A 22,524-nucleotide genomic window follows, 5' to 3' on the forward strand; every position below is an offset into this window, starting at 1 on the left:
AATTAACCCCCCCTAGGAGATCATGATGTCCGGTATCAACTACAGCGAAAAAATTCCCAACAACGTCAACTTGAGCGAAGACCGCACCTTGCAGCGTGCGCTTGAGCAGTGGCAGCCCAACTTCATCAACTGGTGGGACGACATGGGCCCTGAGGGCTCGACCGACATGGACGTTTACCTGCGCACCGCCGTGAGCGTGGACCCGCAAGGCTGGGCCCAGTTTGGCCACGTCAAGATGCGCGACTACCGTTGGGGCGTGTTCATGAACCCCGGCGAGCAAGACCGCAAGATCCATTTCGGTGACCACATCGGTGAAAAAGCTTGGCAAGACGTGCCTGGCGAACACCGCGCCAACCTGCGCCGCATCATCGTCACACAAGGCGATACCGAGCCAGCGTCTGTGGAGCAGCAGCGCCACCTGGGCCTGACTGCGCCCAGCATGTACGACCTGCGCAACCTGTTCCAGATCAACGTCGAAGAAGGCCGCCACCTGTGGGCCATGGTGTACCTGCTGCACAAATACTTTGGCAAAGACGGTCGTGAAGAAGCCGATGCCCTGCTGCAGCGCAACAGCGGCAATGAAGACAACCCCCGCATCTTGCAGGCCTTCAATGAGAAGACCCCAGACTGGTTGAGCTTCTTCATGTTTACCTACTTCACCGACCGGGATGGCAAGTTCCAGCTGTGTGCCTTGGCCGAGTCGGCTTTTGACCCCCTGGCCCGCACCACCAAGTTCATGCTGACCGAAGAAGCGCACCACATGTTTGTGGGCGAGTCTGGCGTGAGCCGCACCATCCAGCGCACAGTCGATGTGATGAACCAGCTGAAAACCGACGACGTGGGCAAGCTGCGTGCAGCCGGTGTGATCGATTTGCCGACCATCCAGCGTTACATCAACTTCCACTTCTCGGTGACCATCGACTTGTTTGGTGCCGATGAGTCGTCGAATGCCGCCACCTTCTACAGCTCGGGCCTCAAGGGCCGTTACGAAGAAGGCAAGCGTGGTGACGACCACATCTTGAAGGGCAACAGCTACAAGATCCTGTCGGTTGAAAACGGCAAGCTGATCGAAAAAGAAGTGCCAATGCTCAACGCTTTGAACGAAGTGCTGCGCGACGACTACATCACCGACTCCAAAGGTGGCATCGACCGTTGGAACCGCGTGATCACCAAGGCCGGCATTCCTTTCACGTTGAAGGCACCGCACAAGGCGTTCCACCGCAACATCGGCTCTTTGTCGGGCTCCAAAATCACCCCCGATGGTCAAGTGGTGACCGACGCGCAGTGGATGGCGCAAGTGGGCGAGTGGTTGCCCACCAACGAAGACCGCGCTTATGTGGCCAGCCTGATGGGCCGTGTCGTCGAGCCAGGCAAGTTTGCCAATTGGATCGCACCTCCTGTGATGGGCATCAACCGTCAGCCAGTGGACTTTGATTACGTTCGCTTTAACTGATGTTTTGAGTGAACTGCTGCCTCCTTTTTTGGGGGCGGCAGTTGACACAGGAAGGGGCGGGTTCCTCATGCTGGGGTACCAGAAATCGTCACCCGCCCCTTACCCCATCAACAGCATGGGGTTCGCTCGGCTTCTGAGTTGTTTGACTTGCCCACATGTTTTGCCTTGATTGAAGGCGGTCATTGAAAGGGCAAGGGGCGGGTTCCTCATGGCGGGGTACCGCAAATCGTCACCCGCCCCTTGCCCTTTCAATGACATGGGTGCGCTGTGCACGCCGGGTCCCAGTAGACTCAGCACTTCAAAAAGGGCACAGAGCGACGGCATGGCTGTGGGCCGGGCGCCGATTTCTGGTACCCCAGTATGAGGCGCCCGGCCCACAGCCATACCGTTGCGGACCACGCATACCCAAGCCATACCGTTGCGGACCACGCATACCCAAGCCATACCGTTGCGGACCACGCATACCCAAGCCATAACGTCGTGGACCGCGCGGACCACCAACAAGATAAGACAAACAAACACAAGAGAGCCAAGACATGAGCACCGAAGCGACGCTGATCAAACAACACCTGATTGACCCGGAAATCTGCATTCGCTGCAACACCTGCGAAGCGATTTGCCCAGTCGGTGCCATCACGCACGACTCGCTCAACTACGTGGTCAAGGCCGATATTTGCAACGGTTGCATGGACTGCATCTCGCCATGCCCCACTGGCTCGATCGACAACTGGCGCATGGTGCCCAAGGCCAAGGCTTACAGCATCGAAGAACAACTCAAGTGGTACGACTTGCCTGCTGAGCTGAGTGCCGAAGAACTGGCCGAAGCAACAGGTGACACGGGCGGAGGTAATGCCGCAGTCGCAGAACAAGAAGCGCAAACCGCTGTGCAATCTGCCGCCTCTTCGTCATCCGCTGCCAGCACAGCAGCGGCTTCGGGTTTCAACTCCGCCCAATTCGGCGCGACCATCCCACCCTGGTCTGCGGCCCACGCCTACACCAACCTCTATGGCCCCAAGGCGCAAGACAAAACCATCACCGCCACCGTGACGGGCAACCTCCGAGTCACCGAGGTGGGTTTGCAAGAGGGTCAGCAAGACTACGACACGCACCACATCGTGCTCGACTTCGGCAACTTGCCCTTCCCGGTGCTCGAAGGCCAGTCGATCGGCATCATCCCGCCCGGGGTGGATGCCAACGGCAAGCCGCACCATGCGCGCCAATACTCGATCGCCAGCCCGCGCAACGGCGAGCGCCCCGGCCACAACAACCTGTCGCTGACCATCAAGCGTGTGCTCGAAGACCATGACGGAAAATCGGTGCGCGGCGTTGGCTCCAACTTCATGTGCGACCTGTTGGTCGGTGACAAGGTGCAGGTGATCGGGCCGTTTGGCGCGAGCTTTCTGATGCCCAACCACCCCAAGAGCAACATTGTCATGATCTGCACGGGCACAGGTTCTGCCCCCATGCGGGCCATGACCGAGTGGCGTCGCCGCCTGCGGGCCAGCGGTAAATTTGAAGGTGGCAAATTGATGCTGTTCTTCGGTGCCCGCACCCCTGCCGAGCTGCCATATTTTGGTCCGCTCAACAACCTGCCCAAAGACTTCATCGACACCGAGTTTGCGTTCTCGCGCGAAGTGGGCAAGCCCAAGCGTTATGTGCAAGATGCCCTGCGCGAGCGCGCCGCCGACATCGCGCTGCAGCTCAAAGACCCGAACACCTGCTTTTATGTCTGTGGCCTCAAAAGCATGGAAGAGGGCGTGGTCATGGCCCTGCGCGACATCGCGCAGAACGCCGGTCTGGACTGGGAAGCCATCGGTGGCGCGCTCAAGAAAGAAGGCCGCTTGCATCTGGAAACTTATTGATCCAAGCGGATACTGTGCGCTTAGCGGTCATGTCGGGGCTTAAGCCGCCGACCTACAAATCAGCGCAATTGTCTTTTGTAGGTCGGAGGCTTCAGCCCCGACATCACGCGTTTGCCGACGGCTGACATGAATTTCACCAACGGATGTGACCCATCGCATGCAAACCGACTCCACTTCTGAAACCCGCATCGGTTTGAATGCCTTGCGCGAGCAACTGCGCAAGCCCCGTTCGCAACTCAAAGGCCGACAAGTTTCGGACGAGGCACGGGCCGAAGTGCAGGCCCTGATCGGTGCCAAGCCCACAGAAGGCCACCGCCGCGATGTGCTGATCGAGCACCTGCATGTGCTGAACGACCGTTTCCGAGGTTTGTTCGAGCGCCACATCGTGGCGCTCGCGGCCGAAATGCGCCTGCCCGTGGTCGAGGTGTTCGAGGTGGCTTCGTTCTACCACCACTTTGAAATTCTGAAAGACGATGCACTGGCCCCGCGCATCACGGTGCGGGTGTGCGACAGCTTGAGCTGCAGTTTGGCGGGCAGCGACAGCTTGCTGCGCCAATTGCAGCGGGATCTGACAGGCGACGTGCAGGTCGTCAATGTGCCTTGTTTGGGCCGCTGCGAGCAAGCACCTGCGGCGCAAGTGGGCCAGCAGGCCGTGGCGCAGGCGACGGCCGAGGGCGTGACCCTTCTGGTGGGAGAGAACAACATCCAGCCTTTGGCCTTGCCCCATGCGCTGCGTTACGACGATTACAAAAAAACCGGGGGCTACCAGCTGGCCTTGCAAGTGGCCACAGGCCTGAAAGGCCACGAATCGGTCATCCATGTGCTGGAGTCTTCTGGCTTGCGAGGCCTGGGTGGCGCAGGTTTCCCCGCTGGGCGCAAATGGCGCATCGTGCGCAGCCAACCCGGCCCGCGCCTGATGGCCGTGAACATCGACGAAGGCGAGCCCGGCACCTTCAAGGACCGCACCTGTCTGGAGGCCGACCCCCACCGTTTTCTGGAGGGTGTGTTGATTGCAGCGAGTGTGGTGGGCTGCGAGGCGGTCTACATCTATCTGCGCGACGAATACCACGAAGCCCGTGTCTTGCTGACCCAAGAATTGGCCGCCCTTAAATTGAACCCGCCTTGCGCTTTGCCGCGCATTGAGTTGCGCCGTGGTGCGGGCGCCTATATTTGCGGCGAAGAGTCGGCCATGATCGAAAGCATCGAGGGCAAACGCGGCGAGCCGCGCATGCGCCCGCCTTACATTGCCGAGGTGGGCCTGTTCGGCCGCCCGACCCTGGAGCACAACTTTGAAACCCTGTTTTGGGTGCGCGAACTGATCGAGCAAGGTGCGCAGCGCTTTGCATCGCAAGGTCGCCATGGCCGCCAAGGCCTGCGCCGCTTCAGCGTGAGCGGTCGCGTCAAGCACCCGGGCGTCAAGCTTGCGCCTGCCGGCATCACGCTGCGCGAACTGGTGGATGAACACTGCGGCGGCATGGCCGAGGGGCACACGCTGTACGCCTACCTGCCCGGCGGAGCCAGTGGCGGCATCTTGCCCGAGCGCCTGGCCGATGTGCCGCTGGACTTTGACACGCTGCAGCCGCACGGCTGCTTCATCGGCTCGGCCGCCGTGATGGTGCTGAGCCAACACGACAGTGCCCGCGAAGCTGCGCTGAATGTGATGCGCTTTTTTGCACACGAAAGCTGCGGCCAGTGCACACCCTGCCGTGTGGGCACCGACAAGGCGGCGCAACTGATGACGGCTGCGGTGTGGGATGCCGAGACTTTGCAAGATCTCGCGCAGGTCATGGGCGATGCGTCCATCTGCGGCTTGGGGCAGGCCGCGCCGAATCCGATACGGTGTGTGCTGGATTATTTTCCGCACGAAGTGGGCGCAGGGGTGAAAGCATGAACACCGTTGAATTCACCCTCAATGGCCAAAGTGTGCAAGCGCCAGCCGGCAAAAGCATTTTCAACATCGCCAAAGAATTGGGCATCGCCATTCCGCACCTGTGCCACAAAGAAGGCCTGGCCCCGGACGGCAATTGCCGCGCTTGTGTGGTCGAGGTGGCAGGTGAGCGCACGCTGGCCCCGAGCTGCTGCCGCAGCGCCACGCCCGGCATGCAGGTGCAGACGAACAGCGAGCGCGCGGTCAAAAGCCAGAAGCTGGTGCTGGAGATGCTGCTGGCCGACCTGCCCGAGCAGGGCCACAAATGGCTCGATGACCGTGCCGAGGCCCCGCATGGCGAGCTGAGCCAGTGGGCTGAGCACCATGGCGTACAGGTGCGCCCGCAATTGGCGGCACTGCGCCGCGAAGCGGTGCCTGCCGACCTGTCGCACCCGGCCATGGCTGTGAATTTGGATGCCTGCATTCAGTGCAACCGCTGCCAACGCGCTTGCCGCGACCTGCAGGTCAACGACGTGATCGGTCTGGCCTTCAGGGGCGCACACACCCAAGTGGTGTTTGACTTGGCCGACCCGATGGGGGGCAGCAGCTGCGTGGGTTGCGGCGAATGTGTGCAGGCCTGCCCCACGGGGGCGCTGATGCCCAAGAGCCACATGGGTCCGCAAAAGGTGGACCGCGAGGTCGATTCGGTGTGCCCTTTCTGCGGTGTGGGGTGCCTGGTGACTTTTCAGGTCAAAGACGAAAAGATCGTCAGCGTCCAAGGCCGCGAAGGCCCGGCCAACGCAGGCCGCTTGTGCGTCAAGGGACGCTTTGGCATGGATTACATCCACAGTCCAGACCGCATCACGACACCGCTGATCCGCAAGCCGGGCGTGGCCAAAGATGTGTCTTTGTTGGACGGCCACACCGACTGGCGCGAAGTGTTCCGCGAAGCGAGCTGGGAAGAAGCACTCGATCTGGCCACCCGGCCGCTCATTGCGCTGCGCGACCAACACGGCCCCAAATCCCTCGCCGGTTTCGGTTCGGCCAAAGGCAGCAACGAAGAAGCCTACTTATTCCAGAAGCTGGTGCGCACCGGCTTTGGCAGCAACAACGTGGACCACTGCACGCGCCTGTGCCACGCGTCCAGCGTGGCGGCTTTGCTCGAAGGCTTGGGCTCAGGGGCCGTCAGCAACCCGGTGCGCGATGTTGAGCACGCCGACCTCATCATCGTGATTGGCGCCAACCCCACCAACAACCACCCGGTGGCCGCCACCTGGATGAAAAACGCTGCCAAATGCGGCACCCGCATCGTGCTGGCCGACCCGCGCATCACCGACATCGGTCGCCACACCTGGCGCAACCTGCAGTTCAAGGCCGACACCGATGTGGCGCTGCTCAACGCGATGCTGCACGTCATCGTCACCGAGAACCTGTGCGACGAGCAGTTTTTGCGTGAGCGTGCCGACAACGTGGCCGCACTCAAGGCCCATGTGCAGGGCTACACACCCGAAGCCATGAGCACGGTGTGCGGCATTCCGGCCGACACCCTGCGCGAAGTGGCGCGGGCCTACGCCAAGGCCAAAGCCGCCATGATTTTGTGGGGCATGGGCGTGAGCCAGCATGTGCACGGCACCGACAACGCGCGCTGCCTGATCGCGCTGGCCTGCATCACCGGGCAGATCGGCCGCCCCGGCACCGGACTGCACCCTTTGCGGGGTCAAAACAATGTGCAGGGTGCGAGCGATGCGGGCCTGATCCCGATGATGTACCCCAACTACCAGCGCGTGAGTGACCCCTCTGTGCACGACTGGTTCGAGAAATTCTGGAACACGAAGCTGGACGACCAACCCGGCTACACCGTGGTTGAAATCATGCACAAAGCCTTGGCCCTGGACAGCGATCCGCACAAGGTGCGCGGCATGGTCATCATGGGCGAGAACCCGGCCATGAGCGACCCGGATTTGAACCATGCCCGCCACGCCTTGGCCAGTTTGCAACACCTGGTGGTGCAAGACATCTTTTTGACAGAAACTGCCTGGCTGGCCGATGTGGTGCTGCCGGCCAGCGCCTGGCCGGAGAAGACGGGTTCCGTGAGCAACACCGACCGCACGGTGCAGATGGGCCGCCAGGCCGTGCTGCCACCGGGCGATGCCAAGCCCGATTTGTGGATCATCCAGCAGATCGCGCAACGCATGGGCCTGAACTGGGCTTATGCAGGCGAGCAAGAGGGCGTGGCCCAGGTCTACGAAGAAATGCGCCAGACCATGGCCCCGGCCATCGGCGGCATCGATTGGGCGCGCCTGAATGCGGGCTCGGTCACTTACCCTTGCGTGAGTGCCGACGATCCGGGTCAGCCGATCGTTTTTCATGACCACTTTCCCACAGCCGATGGGCGGGTGCAGCTGGTGCCCGTCGGCTTGATCCCCGCCAACGAGCAGCCCGATGGCGATTACCCGATTGTGCTGATCACCGGTCGGCAACTGGAGCACTGGCACACCTGCAGCATGACGCGCCGCGCCACCGTGCTTGATGCGCTGGAGCCTGCGGCCACGGCCTCGCTGCACGGGGGCGATCTGCAAAGGCTGGGCCTCAAGCCCGGTGACTTCGTGAACATTGCCTCGCGTCGGGGTCAAGTGCTTTTGCAGGTGCGCCAAGACGACGGCACGCCGCAGGGCACCGTGTTCATCCCCTTTGCTTACCACGAGGCCGCAGCCAATTTGCTGACCAACGCGGCGCTGGACCCGTTTGGCATGATCCCAGAATTCAAATACTGCGCCGTGCGGATCGAAACGGCGACCCCGGTGAACGCATAATCGGCGGCTGTTTGAGCCCCTGGGCCGGCGATCCGGCTGCGTCCACGGCGGGCTGTCCGATCGGGCCAAGGAGGCTGATTTGAATTTCAATGTGCAAACCATCTTCTGGATGGATGCGTTTTTGTACCTGATGCTGCATGCGGCCATCTGGTACGGGCTGGCGCGCTTTCGCAGCCCGGTGGTGGTCATGTGGAGTGTTTCGGGCATTCTCAGCGCACTGTCTTTGTGCGTGATGGGCAGCCGGGGTTGGCTCAGCACCGATGTGGTGGTGTTGTTGGGGCTGTTTCTGATGACAGCAGGCAACTGGGGCCGCCAAGTGGCTTTGCGCTCGCTCAATGGCCCGGCATCGCCCATGTGGCTGTGGGCCTCGGGCGGGGCGAACGTGGCCTTTTTGGTGCTGAGCTATGGTTTGCAATTTTCGGGCTCACCCGAGAGCACCATCATGCTGGTGTTTTATGGTTTTTACACCTTCAGTTGTTTGGAGTACTTTTTTTCTGGCAAGCGCATTGCCCTGACCCATGACAAAAAGGGTGCAGATTCGGTGATGTGGGCAGGTTTGATTTTGTCGGTGACTTTGGGCGTCAAGGCACTGGCCATGATCGCGGGCGTTGGGGCTGAAGATCTGTATGAACCCTCCTGGGATCACGCCTTGGTGTTCATCGGTCAATTCACGGCCATCATGTTGCTGTGTGTGGGGTTCATGCAGATTTTTGTGGACCAGGACCACCGCAGCAAAATCGCCACGGAGCAGCAACTGGCGCGTGAGCAAGAACATGCCGCTTTGGCCTTGCAACACGCCCAAGATCTGGGTGCCTTGTTGACCGAGCGCGAAGAGATCATTCGGCAACTGACGCTGTCCAACAAGAGTGCTGGCATGGGTGCACTGGTGGCCAGTTTTGCTCACGAATTGAACCAGCCGCTCACGGCCAACTTGCTGCACGCCGAACTATTGCAAGCCAAATTGGAAGAGGCTGAACGCGAGCAGTCCATGCCCAATTTGGCGTTTCTCATCCAGGTGGCCAGCGCCGTCGCGCATGACACGCAGCGTGCGGCAGACATCATCCGTAAACTGCGCAATTTGTTTCGCATGAGCAAAGGCGAGTACACGGCCTTGAAACTGAACGAGGTGGTGCAGGATGTGCTGGACTTGGTCCAGTCGAACATGAAACATGCCGACATTGGCTGCACGGTGGAATGGGATCCCCACTTGCGCGTGCATGGCGATGCCACGCAGCTGCAACAAGTCGTTTTGAACCTGCTCAACAATGCCATCGATGCGCTGACCGATTCCGGGTGTGTCAAGCCTGAGCTGCGCATACGGGGCAAGGCTTCGGGTGATCACCTGAGCTTGGAGGTGCAAGACAATGGCCCAGGCATCGCGCCAGAGCGTGCGGAAGATGTGTTCAGTCTGTTCAAAACCTCGAAGTCGCAAGGCATGGGCGTGGGATTGTGGCTCAGCCGTTCTATCGTTGAGATGCACGGCGGTCGTTTGACTTTCCAGTCCGAGCCCGGTCGCCGCACGGTGTTCACTTTGCGTTTACCCTTGCTCAACGAAACCATGCTGGGTTGATGAAGGGGCAAGCCCCGCTGAAAGAAAGTGCCTAATGTCTGTTCATGTCGTGTCTGAAATGGCGGTGCTGATGCGCCGTGAAGCCGTTCAAGGGGCCATGGCCCGCTGGCAGTCCCACCGCTGGGTGCTGGCCGATGTGGTGCCGCATGAAGTCGGGTTTGGTGAGACCCCGCGCTGCCTGCGTCAAACCGATGACGAAGCCCTGTGGCTCTACCCCGCTTGGCGGCTGGAGCTGTTCAGTGACGACGCCGAAGGTTATTGGCTCAACCTCACTTCGCCCACGCCCAGTTTTTTTGTCATGTGGCGTGTGCAACAAGGGCTGGAGGGCCAGGCGGAGCTGGCCGTGCCCCAGGCCCTGAGCCTGAGTTACCACGATGCGGGTCGCTGGCTCGATGCCCAGGAAACCGTGGACAACGTGCCCGCCTCGCCCGAAGTGGTGGCCAGGTTGCAGGCCTTCACCGACGCCTTTTATGTGCCCGAGGTCAAGCGCCGGCAGCGCCCGCAAAGCTTTCAGGGCCTGACCGATCGTTTTGGCCAGCCGGCGTCGGTCAGCACCGTGGACAAGCGCAAAGGCGGGAGGCAGGGCTCATGAGCGAGCACTTTTTCAGCCGCTGGTCGCAGCGCAAGCAAGCCGTGGCCAAGGGCTTGCCGGTGGCCGAACCTGCCATCCCAGCGAGTCCGGTCGAATCGTCTGAATTGACGGGACCATCCGAACCCTTACAGCGTTCCAAGCCTGCGCCCCAAGAGCTTGATTCGGTTGCAAACGAAGCGAAGCCCAACGAATTGGCCACCCAACCCTTGCCCAGCTTGGACGACGCACGTGCCTTGACGCCGAACTCGGATTTTCAGCCTTTCATGCGGCCCGGCGTGACCGCTGATGTGCGCAATGTGGCCATGAAAAAGCTCTTCACTGACCCGCATTTCAATGTGATGGACGGGCTCGACATCTACATCGGCGACTACAACACACCCGACCCCATGCCAGCCGGCATGTTGCAAAAAATGGTGGGCGCGCAACTGCTGGGTTTGTTCGACACACCCGATGAAGCGGCGGCCACAGTCGAGCCCGTGTTGCCAGCGCTCAGTCCTGCTGCTGGCCTCCGTGAAAACCCTGTGCCAAGTCCTGCGGCACCGCAAGGCGCGCCAGTTGTGGCACAGTCTGCGCCTCCCCTGTCCGATTTGGCAGGATCGGTCAGCCCCGTGCTGCAGCCCCACGACAAAGCGCATGCCGAACATGACCACCCTGATTTGCAACTGCAACCAAACCATGCCCCTTCAAGCCCAAGCGCTGGGCCAGGCGCTGGGTGAAGACCTGATCCTGCACACCACTTTGTGCCGCCGCGAGGCGGTGCAATTTCAAAAAGCGATGAAAACCGGCGACACCGTGGTGGTGGCCTGCACGCAAGAAAAACGCCTGTTCTCTGAACTGGCAGAGCAAACCGAAGGTGCTGTATCTCCGATCCGCTTTGTCAACATCCGCGAAACCGGTGGCTGGGGCCGCGAAGCCGAATTCGCCACACCCAAAATGGCCGCTTTGCTGGCTGCTGCCCGCCTGCCCGAGCCCGAGCCGGTACCCACCGTCACTTACAAAAGCGAAGGCCGCGTGCTCATCATTGGCGCTGTGGATGCCGCCGAACGCGCCGCCAGTTTTTTGTCAGATGCGATGCAGGTCACGATTTTTACGCAAGGCCCGGGCAACGCCGGGGGCAGCCAGGAGCGGCGCTTTCCCGTGGTGGCCGGTCGCCTGCAAGGCCTCAAGGGCTGGTTGGGGGCATTCGAGGTGTCATGGGATGCCAGCAACCCGATTGACCTGGACCTGTGCACCCGCTGCAACGCCTGCGTGGCCGCCTGCCCCGAGCAGGCCATTGGCCTCGATTACCAAGTGGATCTGTCGCGCTGCACCTCGCACCGAGACTGCGTGAAGGTGTGCGAGGCGGCCGGTGCCATCGACTTCAGCCGCGCTGCCCGACCGCAAACCGAGCGTTTTGACGTGGTGATGGACCTGCGCGGCGACCAAGCCTCGCCCACCTTCTCATCGCACGCCTTGCCGCAGGGTTACTTCCGCTGGGATGGGCAAGACCTGCAAACCTTGCTGAAGGTGCGCGAACTGGTGGGCGAGTTTGAAAAGCCCCGCTTTTTTGCCTACAAACAAAAGCTATGCGCGCACAGCCGCAATGAACAAGTGGGCTGCAGCGCCTGCATTGACATCTGCTCGGCCGAAGCCGTGCGCTCGGACAAAAGCCGCCAGCAAATCGTGGTCAACCCCAACCTGTGCGTGGGTTGCGGTGCGTGCACCACAGCTTGCCCCACGGGCGCACTGACTTACGCCTACCCGCGCGCGGCAGAGCAGGGCGCCAAGATCCGAGCCTTGCTCTCGGCCTACCAAGCCGCTGGCGGGCGCGATGCTGTTTTGCTTTTGCACAGCCAAGACAAAGGCCAGGCCCTGATCGACGAACTGGGTCGCGGCGCGCAGCTGGGCGTGATGCAAGGCGTGCCCGCCCGCGTGATGCCTGTGGCGTTGTGGCACACCGCTAGTGTGGGCCTGGAGCTGTGGCTCTCGGCCGTGGCCTATGGCGCTCGCCAGGTCATGGTGCTGATCACCGCCGAAGAAGCGTCGCAATACCGCGCTGCGCTTCTGCAGCAGATGGCCGTGGCCCAAAGCTTGCTCACTGGCCTGGGCTACACCGGGGTGCATTTCCAGCTGATCGAGGCTAAGACCGCGTCTTCTCTGGACGCCGATTTGCAACGCCTGTGCGCCCGCAGCCTGAAGACCGCCAGCCTCCCCACAGGACCAACTGTGGCCGCCCGCCACGCGGTGCAAGCCGAAAAGCGCAGCAACCTGGAGCTGGTCATCGACCACCTGATGGCCCAGTCGCCCGTGATGGCGATGGACGAGGCCTCGCGCCCCAAGGCTTTGGCCTTGCCGGCCGCGGGGTCGCCCCTGGGCAGCATCACGGTGGACGGCAGCAAGTGCACCTTGTGCATGAGCTGCGTGGGCGCTTGCCCCTCGTCGGCGCTGCAAGACAACCCTTTGCAGCCCGAGTTGCGTTTTGTCGAGAAAAATTGCGTGCAGTGCGGTCTGTGTGCCACGACCTGCCCCGAAACCGCCATCACGCTGCAGCCACGCCTGTCGCTGCTGGCCGAGCGGACGCAGCCGCGTGTGGTGCACAGCAGCCCGCCGTATGCCTGCATCCGCTGCGCCAAACCCTTTGGCACCCTCAAGGCCATCGAAACCATGCTGGGCCGCCTGACAGGCCACAGCATGTTTCAGGGCCCGGCCCTGGAGCGACTGAAAATGTGCGGTGACTGCCGCGTCATCGACATGTTCACCGACCAGAACCAGGTGCGCATCACCGATGGCCAAGTGCCTCCCAAAACCCGATAAATGCTTATCATGAGCCCAGACCTGAACCTGTCCGCCAGCAGCCACGCGCTGGACGAAGAAACCGCCCGCGCCGAGGTGTACGGCCTGCTGTCGCAACTGCTGTATGCCGCGCCATCGGCCGATTTGCTGAGCCAACTGCAGGTGGCCGTGACCGAGGCCCCCGATGCCGGTGGCTTTTTGGAGGAGCCGTGGCGCGACCTGGTGGCCAGCGCCCGCAGCCTGAACCACGATCAGGTGGCGGCCGAATACAACCGCCTGTTTGGTGGGGTGGGCAAGCCCGAGGTTTACCTGTATGGCTCGCATTACCTGAGCGGTTTCCTGAACGAAAAGCCCTTGGTGCGCCTGCGTGACGACTTGGCCGTCTTGGGCCTGGGCAAAGGCGAGTGCATGTCCGACACCGAAGACCATGTGGCATACGTCTTCGAAGTCATGCGCTACCTAATTGCCGGGGACGATGTGACGGTGGCCAACCTCACGCAACAGATGGCGTTTTTCAGCCAACATCTGCAGCCGTGGGTGCCGCAAATGTGTCAAACGCTGCAGGCGCATCCAGCTGCCGTCTTTTATGCCCACTTGGCCGCATTCACCGAAGCTTTCCTGAGTGTGGAAACGCAGGGCTTCGATTTGGTGGTTTGATTGAAATTTTCAACATTTCAACATATCAACTTGAAATTTTTGACAAGGCGTCCTAGGGTTTTCACTGACGGGTGAGCCTTTGGTGCGCTGCATAATCAATTACCAAGCGGTAATTTTTCGCGCTTGAAAGTTCAACAGGAGACAACATGACCCGAATTCAACAAGACGTTCAATCCCAGACCATCGAAGCCCCTGAGGCCAGCCGTCGTCGCTTCTTTGGCAAGGCTGCCACCGCTGCAGTGGCTTTGCCGCTGGCTGGCGTGCCCATGATCGCCGTGGCCCAAGCCCCCATTGTGTTCAAGATGCAAGGTTCCTGGGGTACCAACGAAATTTTCAGCGAGATGGCGCAGCAGTACGTCACCCGCGTCAATGAAATGTCCGGTGGCCGCTTGAAAATCGAGTACCTGCCAGCAGGTGCTGTGGTCAAGCCGTTCGAAATCATTGACGCCGTGAGCAAAGGCGTGCTTGACGGTGGTCACCACGTGTCCGGCTATTGGTACGGCAAGAACAAATCGGCTTCTTTGTTCGGCACAGGCCCCGTCAGCGGCGCCACCCCCGATATCGGTTTGAGCTGGATTCAGGCCGGTGGTGGTCAGCAGCTGTGGGACAAACTGGTCGCCAAGATGAACCTGAACGTGGTCGGCTTCTTCTCCTTCCCCATGCCTTCCCAACCTCTGGGTTGGTTCAAAAAGGCCCCGCCCAAGAAAGCTGCTGACTTGAAGGGCTTCAAGTACCGCACCATTGGTTTGGCTGCCGACATGCTGCAAGAAATGGGCATGGCCGTGGCGCAGTTGCCAGGCGGCGAAATTGTGCCTGCCATGCAGCGCGGCGTGATCGATGCCTTTGAATTCAACAACCCCACAGCCGACATGCGCTTTGGTGCACAAGACGTGGCCAAGTTCTACTCCATGGGTTCCTTCCACCAGGCTCAGGAATTCTTTGAAATCATCTTCAACAAAGACAAGTACAACGCTTTGCCTGCTGACCTGAAGGCCATCCTGAAGTACGCCGCTGAAGCCGCATCCACCGCATCGACCGCCCTGGCTCACGAAAACTACTCCAAAGACTTGCAGGAGTTGATCGTCAAGCACAAGGTGCAGGTCTCGCGCACCAGCGCCGATGTCTACAAGGGTCAACTGGCTGCTTGGGACGTGGTCACGGCCAAGCTGGAAAAAGAAGTCGACATGTTCAAGGAAGTGAACGATTCGTTCAAGGCCTGGTCACGCCGCGTGGGCTTCTACCACTTCACCAACGAAGCCAACTACCGCATGGCTTACGAACACGTGCAGAAAACCAAGCTGCCAGTCTGATCATTGGGTCCACTTGAAGGCTGTCGGAATCAATTCCGGCAGCCTTTGTTTTTTCTGTCTAGAGGTAAATCGCATGGAAGTCTGGATTCGAAGGATTGACATCCTCAACAAGTCGATTGGTCACGCTTTTTCTTGGTGTGTATTGATCTTGACCGCATCCACCTGTTTTGAGGTGTTCATGCGTTATGTGCTCAACAGCCCCACGGTGTGGGCGTTTGACATGAGCTACATGCTGTATGGCGCCATGTTCATGATGTCAGGTGCTTATGCTCTCTCGCGCAACTCGCATGTGCGCGGCGATTTCTTTTATCGCAATTGGTCTAACCGCACACAAGCCAAAGTGGATTTGGCTTTGTACTTCCTGTTTTTCTTTCCAGGCATTTTTGCCATGGTGTTCACCGGTGGCCAATACGCCTACGAAAGCATGCGCATTTTGGAGTCCAGCGTGAACAGCCCGGCAGGCGTGCCGGTGTGGCCTCTGAAGTCCGTTATTTTTGTGGCCGGTGTCACGCTGCTGATTGCGGGTGCCGCAGAGGTCATGCGTTGCCTGGTGTGCATCCGCACGGGCGAGTGGTTGTCGCGCGGCAGCGATGTCGAAGAACTTGAACAAGTGTTGATCAAACAACACGCTGAGAAAGCCCCATCATGAGTGATCCGTTTGTCGCCCTCTTCATGCTGGGGCTCTTCATTGTCTTTATCTTTTTCGGTTTCCCGATCGCCTTCACCATGATGGCCATGGGCATGGGTTTTGGCTTTTACGCCTATTTCACGCCCGACCAGTTGATTTGGGACAACCGCATCTTGTACCTGTTCACACAAAACACCTTCAGTGTGATGAACAACGATGTGCTCATATCCATACCCTTGTTTTTGTTCATGGGTTACATCATCGAGCGCGCCAACATTCTGGACAAGTTGTTTTTGAGTTTGCAAGTCGGCTTGCGAGGCGTTCCTGGCTCTATGGCCGTGGCTGCACTGGTCACTTGTACGCTGTTTGCGACCGCCACCGGCATTGTGGGCGCGGTGGTGGCCCTGATGGGCCTGATCGCCTTGCCGGCGATGCTCAAAGCCGGTTATGACGAAAAACTCGCCAGTGGTGTCATCACGGCAGGCGGCACTTTGGGCATCTTGATTCCACCTTCCATCTTGCTCATTGTGTATGCGGCCACAGCCAGTGTTTCGGTGGTCAAGATGTACGCTGCGGCCATCATCCCTGGCTTCACATTGGCGTTTCTGTACCTGCTCTACATCATCGTTCGGGCCACGCTCAACCCCTCTTTGTGTCCCAAGCCCAAAGATGTCTACGATTATTCCGTCTGGGAAAGCATTGTCATGGTGTTGAAGGCCTTTGTGCCTTTGGCCGTCTTGATCATGTCGGTCTTGGGCTCTATTTTGTTTGGTTTGGCGACACCCAGCGAAGCAGCCGCCATGGGTGTGTTAGGCGGCATCATCTTGGCCATCGTCTACCGCGCCTTCACTTGGCAGCGGCTGCGCGAGTCGGTTTACCTCACGGCCCGAACCTCGGCCATGGTGTGTTTCCTGTTTGTCGGTTCGGCCACTTTCGCCTCGGTTTTTGGTTACTTGGGCGGTGAGCATTTGGTCAAGGACTTCATGCTGGCATTGAACCTGTCGCCTTTGCAGTTCTTGCTGCTGTCCCAGTTCTTGATTTTCATCTTGGGTTGGCCTTTGGAGTGGAGCGAGATCATCATCATCTTCGTGCCCATCTTCCTGCCTTTGCTGCCCTTGTATGGCATCGACCCGATCTTGTTCGGCATCTTGATCGCCGTGAACCTGCAGACTGCTTTCTTGACCCCGCCGATGGCGATGTCGGCCTATTACCTGAAAGGGGTTGCACCCAAGAGTCTGCAACTGAACACCATCTTCAGTGGGTGCATGCCTTTTGTTTACATCATTTTGTTCACACTGGCCCTGACCTATGTCTTCCCGGCCATGGTGACCTATTTGCCAGACCATTTCTTCAACCAGTCGGTTGAGATGGAGCGCGATCCCAACGACGAGTCGGTGGTCAACCCTGATTTCTTCAAGCCGCAGTGATGAGCGCCCATCCCCTCAGCGTTTCGGAACTCACGGCCCTGCAAATCCGTGAGCACCTGCTCAGCGGCCAAGAGACGGTGGAGGAGTTCACCGTCAAACTGGGTCAGTTTGTGGATGCGGCCGATGACAAGATCCAGGCTTTCGCCCACCGCGATGACCGGGTGGTGGCGCTGCAGGCAGACAACCTGCAACGCGACCGCACGGCCGGCCATTTGCCTGGTCCTTTGTACGGCGTGCCGGTGGCGGTCAAGGACATCATCGACACCATGGATTTCCCTACCGAGTACGGCAGCGCCATCCACACGGGCCGCTATTCGGTGGGTGATGCCACCGTGGTGTCGCGTTTGCGCGCGGCGGGGGCCGTGATCTTCGGCAAAACCGTCAGCACGGAATTTGCCACCACCCAGGCGGGCCCGACCTGCAACCCTCACAACACGGCGCACACGCCTGGCGGCTCGTCCAGCGGTTCGGCCGCTGCCGTGGCCGCTGGCATGGTGCCGGTGGCCCTGGGCACCCAAACCAACGGTTCGGTGATCCGCCCGGCCTCGTATTGTGGGGTCTATGCGTACAAGCCCTCACGCGGACTGCTGCCGCGTACTGGGGTGCTTGACCAGTCCCCTTCGCTCGACGAAGTGGGCGTGTTTGCGCGCAATCTGGAAGACATCGCTTGGGTGGCCGAAATTTTGACGGGTGACGACGGCCATGACGCCGCCACCGCACGCCAGGCCCCCCGCCGTTTGTACGATGTTGCGGTTTCGGAGCCACCGCTGCCACCCAAGTTTTGCTTTGTCAAAACCCCTTGGTGGGACCAGGTTGACCCCGAAGCACGCGAAGCCTACGAGGCTTTTGTGGACCACTTGGGCGACTGCGTGACGCACGCTTCCTTGCCCGACATCGTGCGCAATGTGGCGCCTTGGCTGGCGACCATCAACGAGTCCGAGCTGGCGTTTTGCCTGCAAAAAGAATGGCTCCACAGCCGCGAACTGTTGAGCGAGCCATTGCAAGCGCGCATCGAAAAAGCCATGGCCATCCCGGTCACCGATTACCTGGTGGCCAAAGACCGGCAGTTCCACGTCATGACTGCTTTTGACGAGTACTTCGCCACTTATGACGCCATCTTGTGCCCGGCTGCGCTGGGCACCGCCCCTGTGGGGCTGGAATCGACGGGCAACCCGATCATGCAAACCACCTGGAGTTTTGCCGGTTTGCCCAGCCTCAACTTGCCGCTGATGAACCTGTCCAATGGCTTGCCATTGGGTGTGCAGGCCGTTGGTGCTCACCAAAACGATGCCCGCTTGCTGCGCTCTGCGCGTTGGCTGGTGGCTGAATTTGTCAAAAGGAATCTGGCATGAAATCGCTTGAACGCTTCACTGGCCTCGTGGGCCTTGCCCTGATGGCGGCTTTCTTGTTGCCCTACATTTTCAAGCTGCCCCAGCTGGACATCACCCTCATCTTGTTGGGGGGCTTGGGTTTGGCTGTGTTTGATTATTTATCTTCGGGCAAAGACGACAAAACCGAATGATCGCGCCACAGGGCCTGAGGGTCCTGTGTGCGCCAGCACACATCGGCTGGTGCATGGGTTGAGGTGCGCGTCATCAACTTGACTCGCTGACCCATCACCTAAGGGTATTCACCCAGATTGCTTTGACATGTAGCAGTAACATCACTGCCTATGCAACCATTTGCATGAGATGGCTTTTTTTGAACTTGCCCTGACTTTTCTTTTTCCGGAGCGCTTGATGTCTTCCAAAACTTCAACCCTTTCACGTCGCACCTTGTTCTCGGGTGCTGCCACCGTGGGCGCTGTGGCTGCAGCCACTGCCGTGTTGCCCGGTGTCGTCAAGCAAGCCGCGCCAGTGGCCACAGCCCTGCCCAAGCCCACACGTGGTGGGGGCTACACCCTGAGCGAACACGTTCAGCAGTACTACAAGACCACCCGCGTCTGATTTTTCTTCTCTCTTTCCTGTTCTCCCCCAACTGGAGCCCTCCATGTTGCTGACCAAAAAAACGCCCGGCACCACGGGTGCCACCTCATCCCCCTTCATCCACAGCTTGCGCCGTGGTTTGTCGCAGGCTTTGCCCACCTTGGATCGTCGCAGCTTTTTGCGCCGCTCTGGTTTGGGCGTGGGCGTGGGCTTGGCTGCATCACAGCTGAGTCTGGTGCAAAAAGCACAGGCCGCCACCGCCAAGTCCATCACGGGCGCGGGCAAGGTCGAAGTCAAACGCACCATCTGCACCCATTGCTCGGTGGGTTGCGCCATCGACGCGGTGGTGGAAAACGGTGTTTGGGTGCGCCAGGAACCCGTGTTCGATTCGCCAATCAACCTCGGTGCGCATTGCGCCAAGGGTGCGGCCATCCGTGAGCACGGCCACGGCGAGTTCCGCCTGCGCTACCCCATGAAGCTGGTGAAAGGCAAGTACGAGCGCATCAGTTGGGACGTGGCGCTCAACGAAATCAGCGCCAAGATGCTGGAACTGAAAAAGGCCAGCGGCCCAGACAGCATTTATTACGTGGGTTCATCCAAGCACAACAACGAACAAGCCTATTTGCTGCGCAAGTTTGTCAGCTTCTGGGGCACCAACAACTGCGACCACCAGGCCCGCATTTGCCACTCCACCACGGTGGCTGGTGTGGCCAACACCTGGGGTTATGGCGCCATGACCAACTCGTACAACGACATGCAAAACAGCAAGGTCGCTTTGTACATCGGCTCCAACGCGGCCGAAGCCCACCCGGTGTCCATGCTGCACATGCTGCACGCCAAGGAAAACGGCTGCAAGATGATCGTGGTTGATCCCCGCTTCACCCGCACGGCAGCCAAAGCCGACGAGTTCGTGCGCATCCGCTCGGGCACCGACATTCCTTTCCTGTTCGGTGTGCTCTATCACATCTTCAAGAACGGCTGGGAAGATAAAAAATACATCAACGACCGTGTCTACGGCATGGACGCCATCAAGACCGAAGTGCTGGCCAAGTGGACACCTGACAAGGTGGAAGAGGCTTGCGACGTGAAAGAAGAGCAAGTCTTCAAGATCGCCAAGATGTTGCACGAGAACAACCCGGGCACCATCGTCTGGTGCATGGGCCAGACCCAGCACACCATTGGCAACGCCATCGTGCGGGCTTCTTGCATTTTGCAATTGGCTTTGGGCAACGTCGGCAAGACCGGCGGCGGCACCAACATTTTCCGTGGCCACGACAATGTGCAAGGCGCGACCGACGTCGGCCCCAACCCCGATTCTTTGCCCGGCTACTACGGCCTGGCCGAAGGCTCGTGGAAGCATTTCGCCAACACCTGGGGAGTGGACTTCGAGTGGATCAAAAAGCAGTTTGCCAGCCCCGCCATGATGGGCAAAAACGGCATCACCGTGTCGCGCTGGATCGACGGTGTGCTGGAGAACAACGAGCTGATCGACCAGGACAGCAACCTGCGCGGCGTGTTCTATTGGGGCCATGCCCCCAACTCGCAAACCCGGGGTCTGGACATGAAGCGCGCCATGGACAAGCTGGACTTGTTGGTGGTGGTTGACCCTTATCCATCGGCCACAGCCGCCATGGCGGCCATGCCCGGCAAGGCCGAAGACCTGAACCCCAACCGCGCTGTGTACCTGTTGCCCGCTGCAACGCAGTTTGAGACCAGCGGTTCGTGCACCGCCTCTAACCGGTCGATCCAGTGGCGCGAGAAGGTCATCGAGCCCCTGTGGGAAAGCCGTTCGGACCACATGATCATGCACCAGCTGGCCGAAAAACTCGGTTTTGCCAAAGAGCTGTCCAAGAACTACAAGATGCAAAAAGTCGGCGGCATGGACGAGCCCGTGCCCGAGGACATCCTGCGCGAGATCAACAAGTGCGTCTGGACCATTGGCTACACCGGCCAAAGCCCAGAGCGCCTGAAGGCGCACATGAAGAACATGAACCTGTTCGACGTGAAAACCCTCAAGGCCAAGGGCGGCAAGGACAAGGAAACCGGCTACGACTTCACCGGTGATTACTTCGGTCTGCCATGGCCTTGCTACGGCACGCCCGAGATGAAGCACCCCGGCTCGTCCAATCTGTACGACACCTCCAAGCACGTCATGGACGGCGGCGGCAACTTCCGCGCCAACTTTGGCGTGGAACGCGAAGGCAAGAGCCTGCTGGCCGAAGACGGTTCGCACTCGATGGGCGCTGACATCACCACTGGCTACCCCGAGCTTGACCACATCTTGCTCAAGAAATTGGGTTGGTGGGATGAGCTGACCGAGGCGGAAAAAGCCAAGGCCGAAGGCAAAAACTGGAAGACCGATTCATCGGGCGGCATGATCCGAGTCTTCATGAAAGGGCATGGTTGTCATCCTTTTGGCAACGCCAAAGCGCGTGCAGTCGTCTGGAACTTCCCTGACCCGATCCCGCAACACCGCGAGCCTTTGTACGGCACCCGTCCGGACTTGATGGCCAAGTACCCCACACACGACGACCGCAAGGCTTTCTGGCGTCTGCCCACCTTGTTCAAGACCGTGCAGGACAAGAACATCGCTGACAAGGTGCACGAGAAGTACCCGCTCATCCTGACTTCTGGTCGTTTGGTCGAGTACGAGGGTGGTGGCGAGGAAACCCGCGCCAACCCCTGGCTGGCCGAGTTGCAGCAAGAGGCTTATGTCGAGATCCATCCCAAAACGGCGGCCGATCGGGGCATTCGCAACGGCGACCGGGTCTGGTTGACCGGTGCCACGGGTGCGCGCCTGGACGTGCAGGCCATGGTGACCGAACGCGTGGACACCGCCACGGTGTGGATGCCTTTCCACTTCTCGGGCCGTTGGCAAGGGGCCGACATGCTGGCGCACTACCCCAAGGGGGCGGCGCCTATCGTGCGTGGCGAGGCGGTCAACACCGCCACCACCTACGGTTATGACAGCGTCACCATGATGCAAGAGTCCAAGACCACCATCTGCAACATCGAAAAAGCCTAAGCGCTCCAGGAGAACACGATGGCACGAATGAAATTCATTTGCGATGCAGAGCGCTGCATCGAATGCAACGGCTGCGTCACCGCTTGCAAAAACGAACACGAAGTCCCGTGGGGTGTGAACCGCCGCCGCGTGGTCACCCTGAACGATGGCGTTCCTGGTGAGAAGTCGATCTCGGTGGCCTGCATGCACTGCTCGGATGCGCCTTGCATGGCGGTCTGCCCGGTCAATTGCTTTTACAAAACCGAAGAAGGCGTGGTGCTGCACGACAAGGACATCTGCATTGGCTGCGGCTACTGCTCTTATGCCTGCCCGTTTGGTGCGCCTCAATTCCCCTCCAGTGGCACCTTTGGCTTGCGCGGCAAGATGGACAAGTGCACCTTCTGCGCCGGAGGCCCCGAAGAGCACGGCAGCCAGGCCGAATTTGAAAAATACGGACGCAACCGCCTGGCTGAGGGCAAGCTGCCCGCCTGCGCCGAGATGTGCTCGACCAAAGCCTTGCTGGCGGGCGACGGCGATGTGGTCGCCGACATCTTGCGCGGTCGCGTGCTGGCCCGAGGCAAAGGCGCCGAAGTTTGGGGCTGGGGCACCGCTTACGGTAACCAAGCCAAGCCAGGAGCCTGAGC

17 protein-coding genes are annotated in these 22,524 nt (G+C 59.9%); all 17 read left to right on the forward strand.

What is annotated here, in order from left to right; genetic code table 11:
• Positions 1-25 precede the first annotated feature (25 nt).
• Positions 26-1,453, forward strand: coding sequence for a benzoyl-CoA 2,3-epoxidase subunit BoxB (gene boxB, locus Q0O99_RS13815; RefSeq protein WP_293752520.1), 1,428 nt, complete (start codon positions 26-28; stop codon positions 1,451-1,453).
• Positions 1,454-1,989: 536 nt separating this feature from the next.
• The gene (gene boxA, locus Q0O99_RS13820; RefSeq protein WP_293752522.1) at positions 1,990-3,315 is read left to right on the forward strand and encodes a benzoyl-CoA 2,3-epoxidase subunit BoxA; all 1,326 of its coding nucleotides are present in this window, start codon (positions 1,990-1,992) and stop codon (positions 3,313-3,315) included.
• Positions 3,316-3,472: 157 nt separating this feature from the next.
• On the forward strand, positions 3,473-5,206 hold the full coding sequence (locus Q0O99_RS13825) for an NADH-ubiquinone oxidoreductase-F iron-sulfur binding region domain-containing protein (RefSeq protein ID WP_293752524.1): 1,734 nt from the start codon (positions 3,473-3,475) through the stop codon (positions 5,204-5,206).
• A complete protein-coding gene (gene fdhF, locus Q0O99_RS13830; protein WP_293752526.1) occupies positions 5,203-7,995 on the forward strand; it encodes a formate dehydrogenase subunit alpha in 2,793 nt (930 codons plus the stop codon). The genes Q0O99_RS13825 and fdhF overlap by 4 nt, the downstream gene beginning before the upstream one ends.
• A 79-nt stretch (positions 7,996-8,074) precedes the next feature.
• On the forward strand, positions 8,075-9,565 hold the full coding sequence (locus tag Q0O99_RS13835; protein WP_293752528.1) for a HAMP domain-containing sensor histidine kinase: 1,491 nt from the start codon (positions 8,075-8,077) through the stop codon (positions 9,563-9,565).
• 34 nt (positions 9,566-9,599) lie between these two features.
• Positions 9,600-10,157, forward strand: a complete 558-nt coding sequence (locus Q0O99_RS13840; protein ID WP_293752530.1) for a DUF3305 domain-containing protein — start codon at positions 9,600-9,602, stop codon at positions 10,155-10,157.
• Entirely contained in the window at positions 10,154-10,873 is a 720-nt protein-coding gene (locus tag Q0O99_RS13845; protein ID WP_293752532.1) for a DUF3306 domain-containing protein, read from the forward strand. Before Q0O99_RS13840 ends, Q0O99_RS13845 begins: the two co-directional genes overlap by 4 nt.
• On the forward strand, positions 10,833-12,950 hold the full coding sequence (locus Q0O99_RS13850; protein WP_293752583.1) for a 4Fe-4S dicluster domain-containing protein: 2,118 nt from the start codon (positions 10,833-10,835) through the stop codon (positions 12,948-12,950). The genes Q0O99_RS13845 and Q0O99_RS13850 overlap by 41 nt, the downstream gene beginning before the upstream one ends.
• A 9-nt stretch (positions 12,951-12,959) precedes the next feature.
• Positions 12,960-13,586 (forward strand): molecular chaperone TorD family protein, encoded by a 627-nt coding sequence (locus tag Q0O99_RS13855; RefSeq protein ID WP_293752534.1) that lies wholly within the window; start codon positions 12,960-12,962, stop codon positions 13,584-13,586.
• Between the two features lie 146 nt (positions 13,587-13,732).
• Entirely contained in the window at positions 13,733-14,896 is a 1,164-nt protein-coding gene (locus Q0O99_RS13860) for a TRAP transporter substrate-binding protein (RefSeq protein WP_293752536.1), read from the forward strand.
• A 73-nt stretch (positions 14,897-14,969) separates the two neighbouring features.
• Positions 14,970-15,545, forward strand: coding sequence for a TRAP transporter small permease subunit (locus tag Q0O99_RS13865; protein ID WP_293752538.1), 576 nt, complete (start codon positions 14,970-14,972; stop codon positions 15,543-15,545).
• Entirely contained in the window at positions 15,542-16,951 is a 1,410-nt protein-coding gene (locus Q0O99_RS13870) for a TRAP transporter large permease subunit (RefSeq protein ID WP_293752540.1), read from the forward strand. Before Q0O99_RS13865 ends, Q0O99_RS13870 begins: the two co-directional genes overlap by 4 nt.
• Positions 16,951-18,303 (forward strand): amidase, encoded by a 1,353-nt coding sequence (locus Q0O99_RS13875; RefSeq protein WP_293752542.1) that lies wholly within the window; start codon positions 16,951-16,953, stop codon positions 18,301-18,303. Before Q0O99_RS13870 ends, Q0O99_RS13875 begins: the two co-directional genes overlap by 1 nt.
• Complete coding sequence (locus Q0O99_RS13880; protein ID WP_293752544.1) at positions 18,300-18,473, forward strand: hypothetical protein; 174 nt, start codon at positions 18,300-18,302, stop codon at positions 18,471-18,473. Before Q0O99_RS13875 ends, Q0O99_RS13880 begins: the two co-directional genes overlap by 4 nt.
• A gap of 217 nt (positions 18,474-18,690) precedes the next feature.
• Positions 18,691-18,897, forward strand: a complete 207-nt coding sequence (locus Q0O99_RS13885) for a formate dehydrogenase (RefSeq protein WP_293752545.1) — start codon at positions 18,691-18,693, stop codon at positions 18,895-18,897.
• 43 nt (positions 18,898-18,940) lie between these two features.
• Complete coding sequence (locus Q0O99_RS13890) at positions 18,941-21,901, forward strand: formate dehydrogenase subunit alpha (RefSeq protein WP_293752547.1); 2,961 nt, start codon at positions 18,941-18,943, stop codon at positions 21,899-21,901.
• Between the two features lie 18 nt (positions 21,902-21,919).
• Positions 21,920-22,522, forward strand: coding sequence for a formate dehydrogenase FDH3 subunit beta (gene fdh3B / locus Q0O99_RS13895; protein WP_293752548.1), 603 nt, complete (start codon positions 21,920-21,922; stop codon positions 22,520-22,522).
• Positions 22,523-22,524: the final 2 nt, after the last annotated feature.

The organism is Limnohabitans sp. Rim8, from assembly GCF_945901735.1.
Lineage (GTDB): Bacteria > Pseudomonadota > Gammaproteobacteria > Burkholderiales > Burkholderiaceae_C > Limnohabitans_A.

Bases quoted from the DNA above. Each gene is read 5' to 3' on its own strand.
- boxB (WP_293752520.1), top strand. From the start codon at position 26: ATGTCCGGTATCAACTACAGCGAAAAAATTCCCAACAACGTCAACTTG.
- boxA (WP_293752522.1), top strand. From the start codon at position 1,990: ATGAGCACCGAAGCGACGCTGATCAAACAACACCTGATTGACCCGGAA.
- Q0O99_RS13825 (WP_293752524.1), top strand. From the start codon at position 3,473: ATGCAAACCGACTCCACTTCTGAAACCCGCATCGGTTTGAATGCCTTG.
- fdhF (WP_293752526.1), top strand. From the start codon at position 5,203: ATGAACACCGTTGAATTCACCCTCAATGGCCAAAGTGTGCAAGCGCCA.
- Q0O99_RS13840 (WP_293752530.1), top strand. From the start codon at position 9,600: ATGTCTGTTCATGTCGTGTCTGAAATGGCGGTGCTGATGCGCCGTGAA.
- Q0O99_RS13845 (WP_293752532.1), top strand. From the start codon at position 10,154: ATGAGCGAGCACTTTTTCAGCCGCTGGTCGCAGCGCAAGCAAGCCGTG.
- Q0O99_RS13850 (WP_293752583.1), top strand. From the start codon at position 10,833: ATGCCCCTTCAAGCCCAAGCGCTGGGCCAGGCGCTGGGTGAAGACCTG.
- Q0O99_RS13855 (WP_293752534.1), top strand. From the start codon at position 12,960: ATGAGCCCAGACCTGAACCTGTCCGCCAGCAGCCACGCGCTGGACGAA.
- Q0O99_RS13860 (WP_293752536.1), top strand. From the start codon at position 13,733: ATGACCCGAATTCAACAAGACGTTCAATCCCAGACCATCGAAGCCCCT.
- Q0O99_RS13865 (WP_293752538.1), top strand. From the start codon at position 14,970: ATGGAAGTCTGGATTCGAAGGATTGACATCCTCAACAAGTCGATTGGT.
- Q0O99_RS13870 (WP_293752540.1), top strand. From the start codon at position 15,542: ATGAGTGATCCGTTTGTCGCCCTCTTCATGCTGGGGCTCTTCATTGTC.
- Q0O99_RS13875 (WP_293752542.1), top strand. From the start codon at position 16,951: ATGAGCGCCCATCCCCTCAGCGTTTCGGAACTCACGGCCCTGCAAATC.
- Q0O99_RS13880 (WP_293752544.1), top strand. From the start codon at position 18,300: ATGAAATCGCTTGAACGCTTCACTGGCCTCGTGGGCCTTGCCCTGATG.
- Q0O99_RS13885 (WP_293752545.1), top strand. From the start codon at position 18,691: ATGTCTTCCAAAACTTCAACCCTTTCACGTCGCACCTTGTTCTCGGGT.
- Q0O99_RS13890 (WP_293752547.1), top strand. From the start codon at position 18,941: ATGTTGCTGACCAAAAAAACGCCCGGCACCACGGGTGCCACCTCATCC.
- fdh3B (WP_293752548.1), top strand. From the start codon at position 21,920: ATGGCACGAATGAAATTCATTTGCGATGCAGAGCGCTGCATCGAATGC.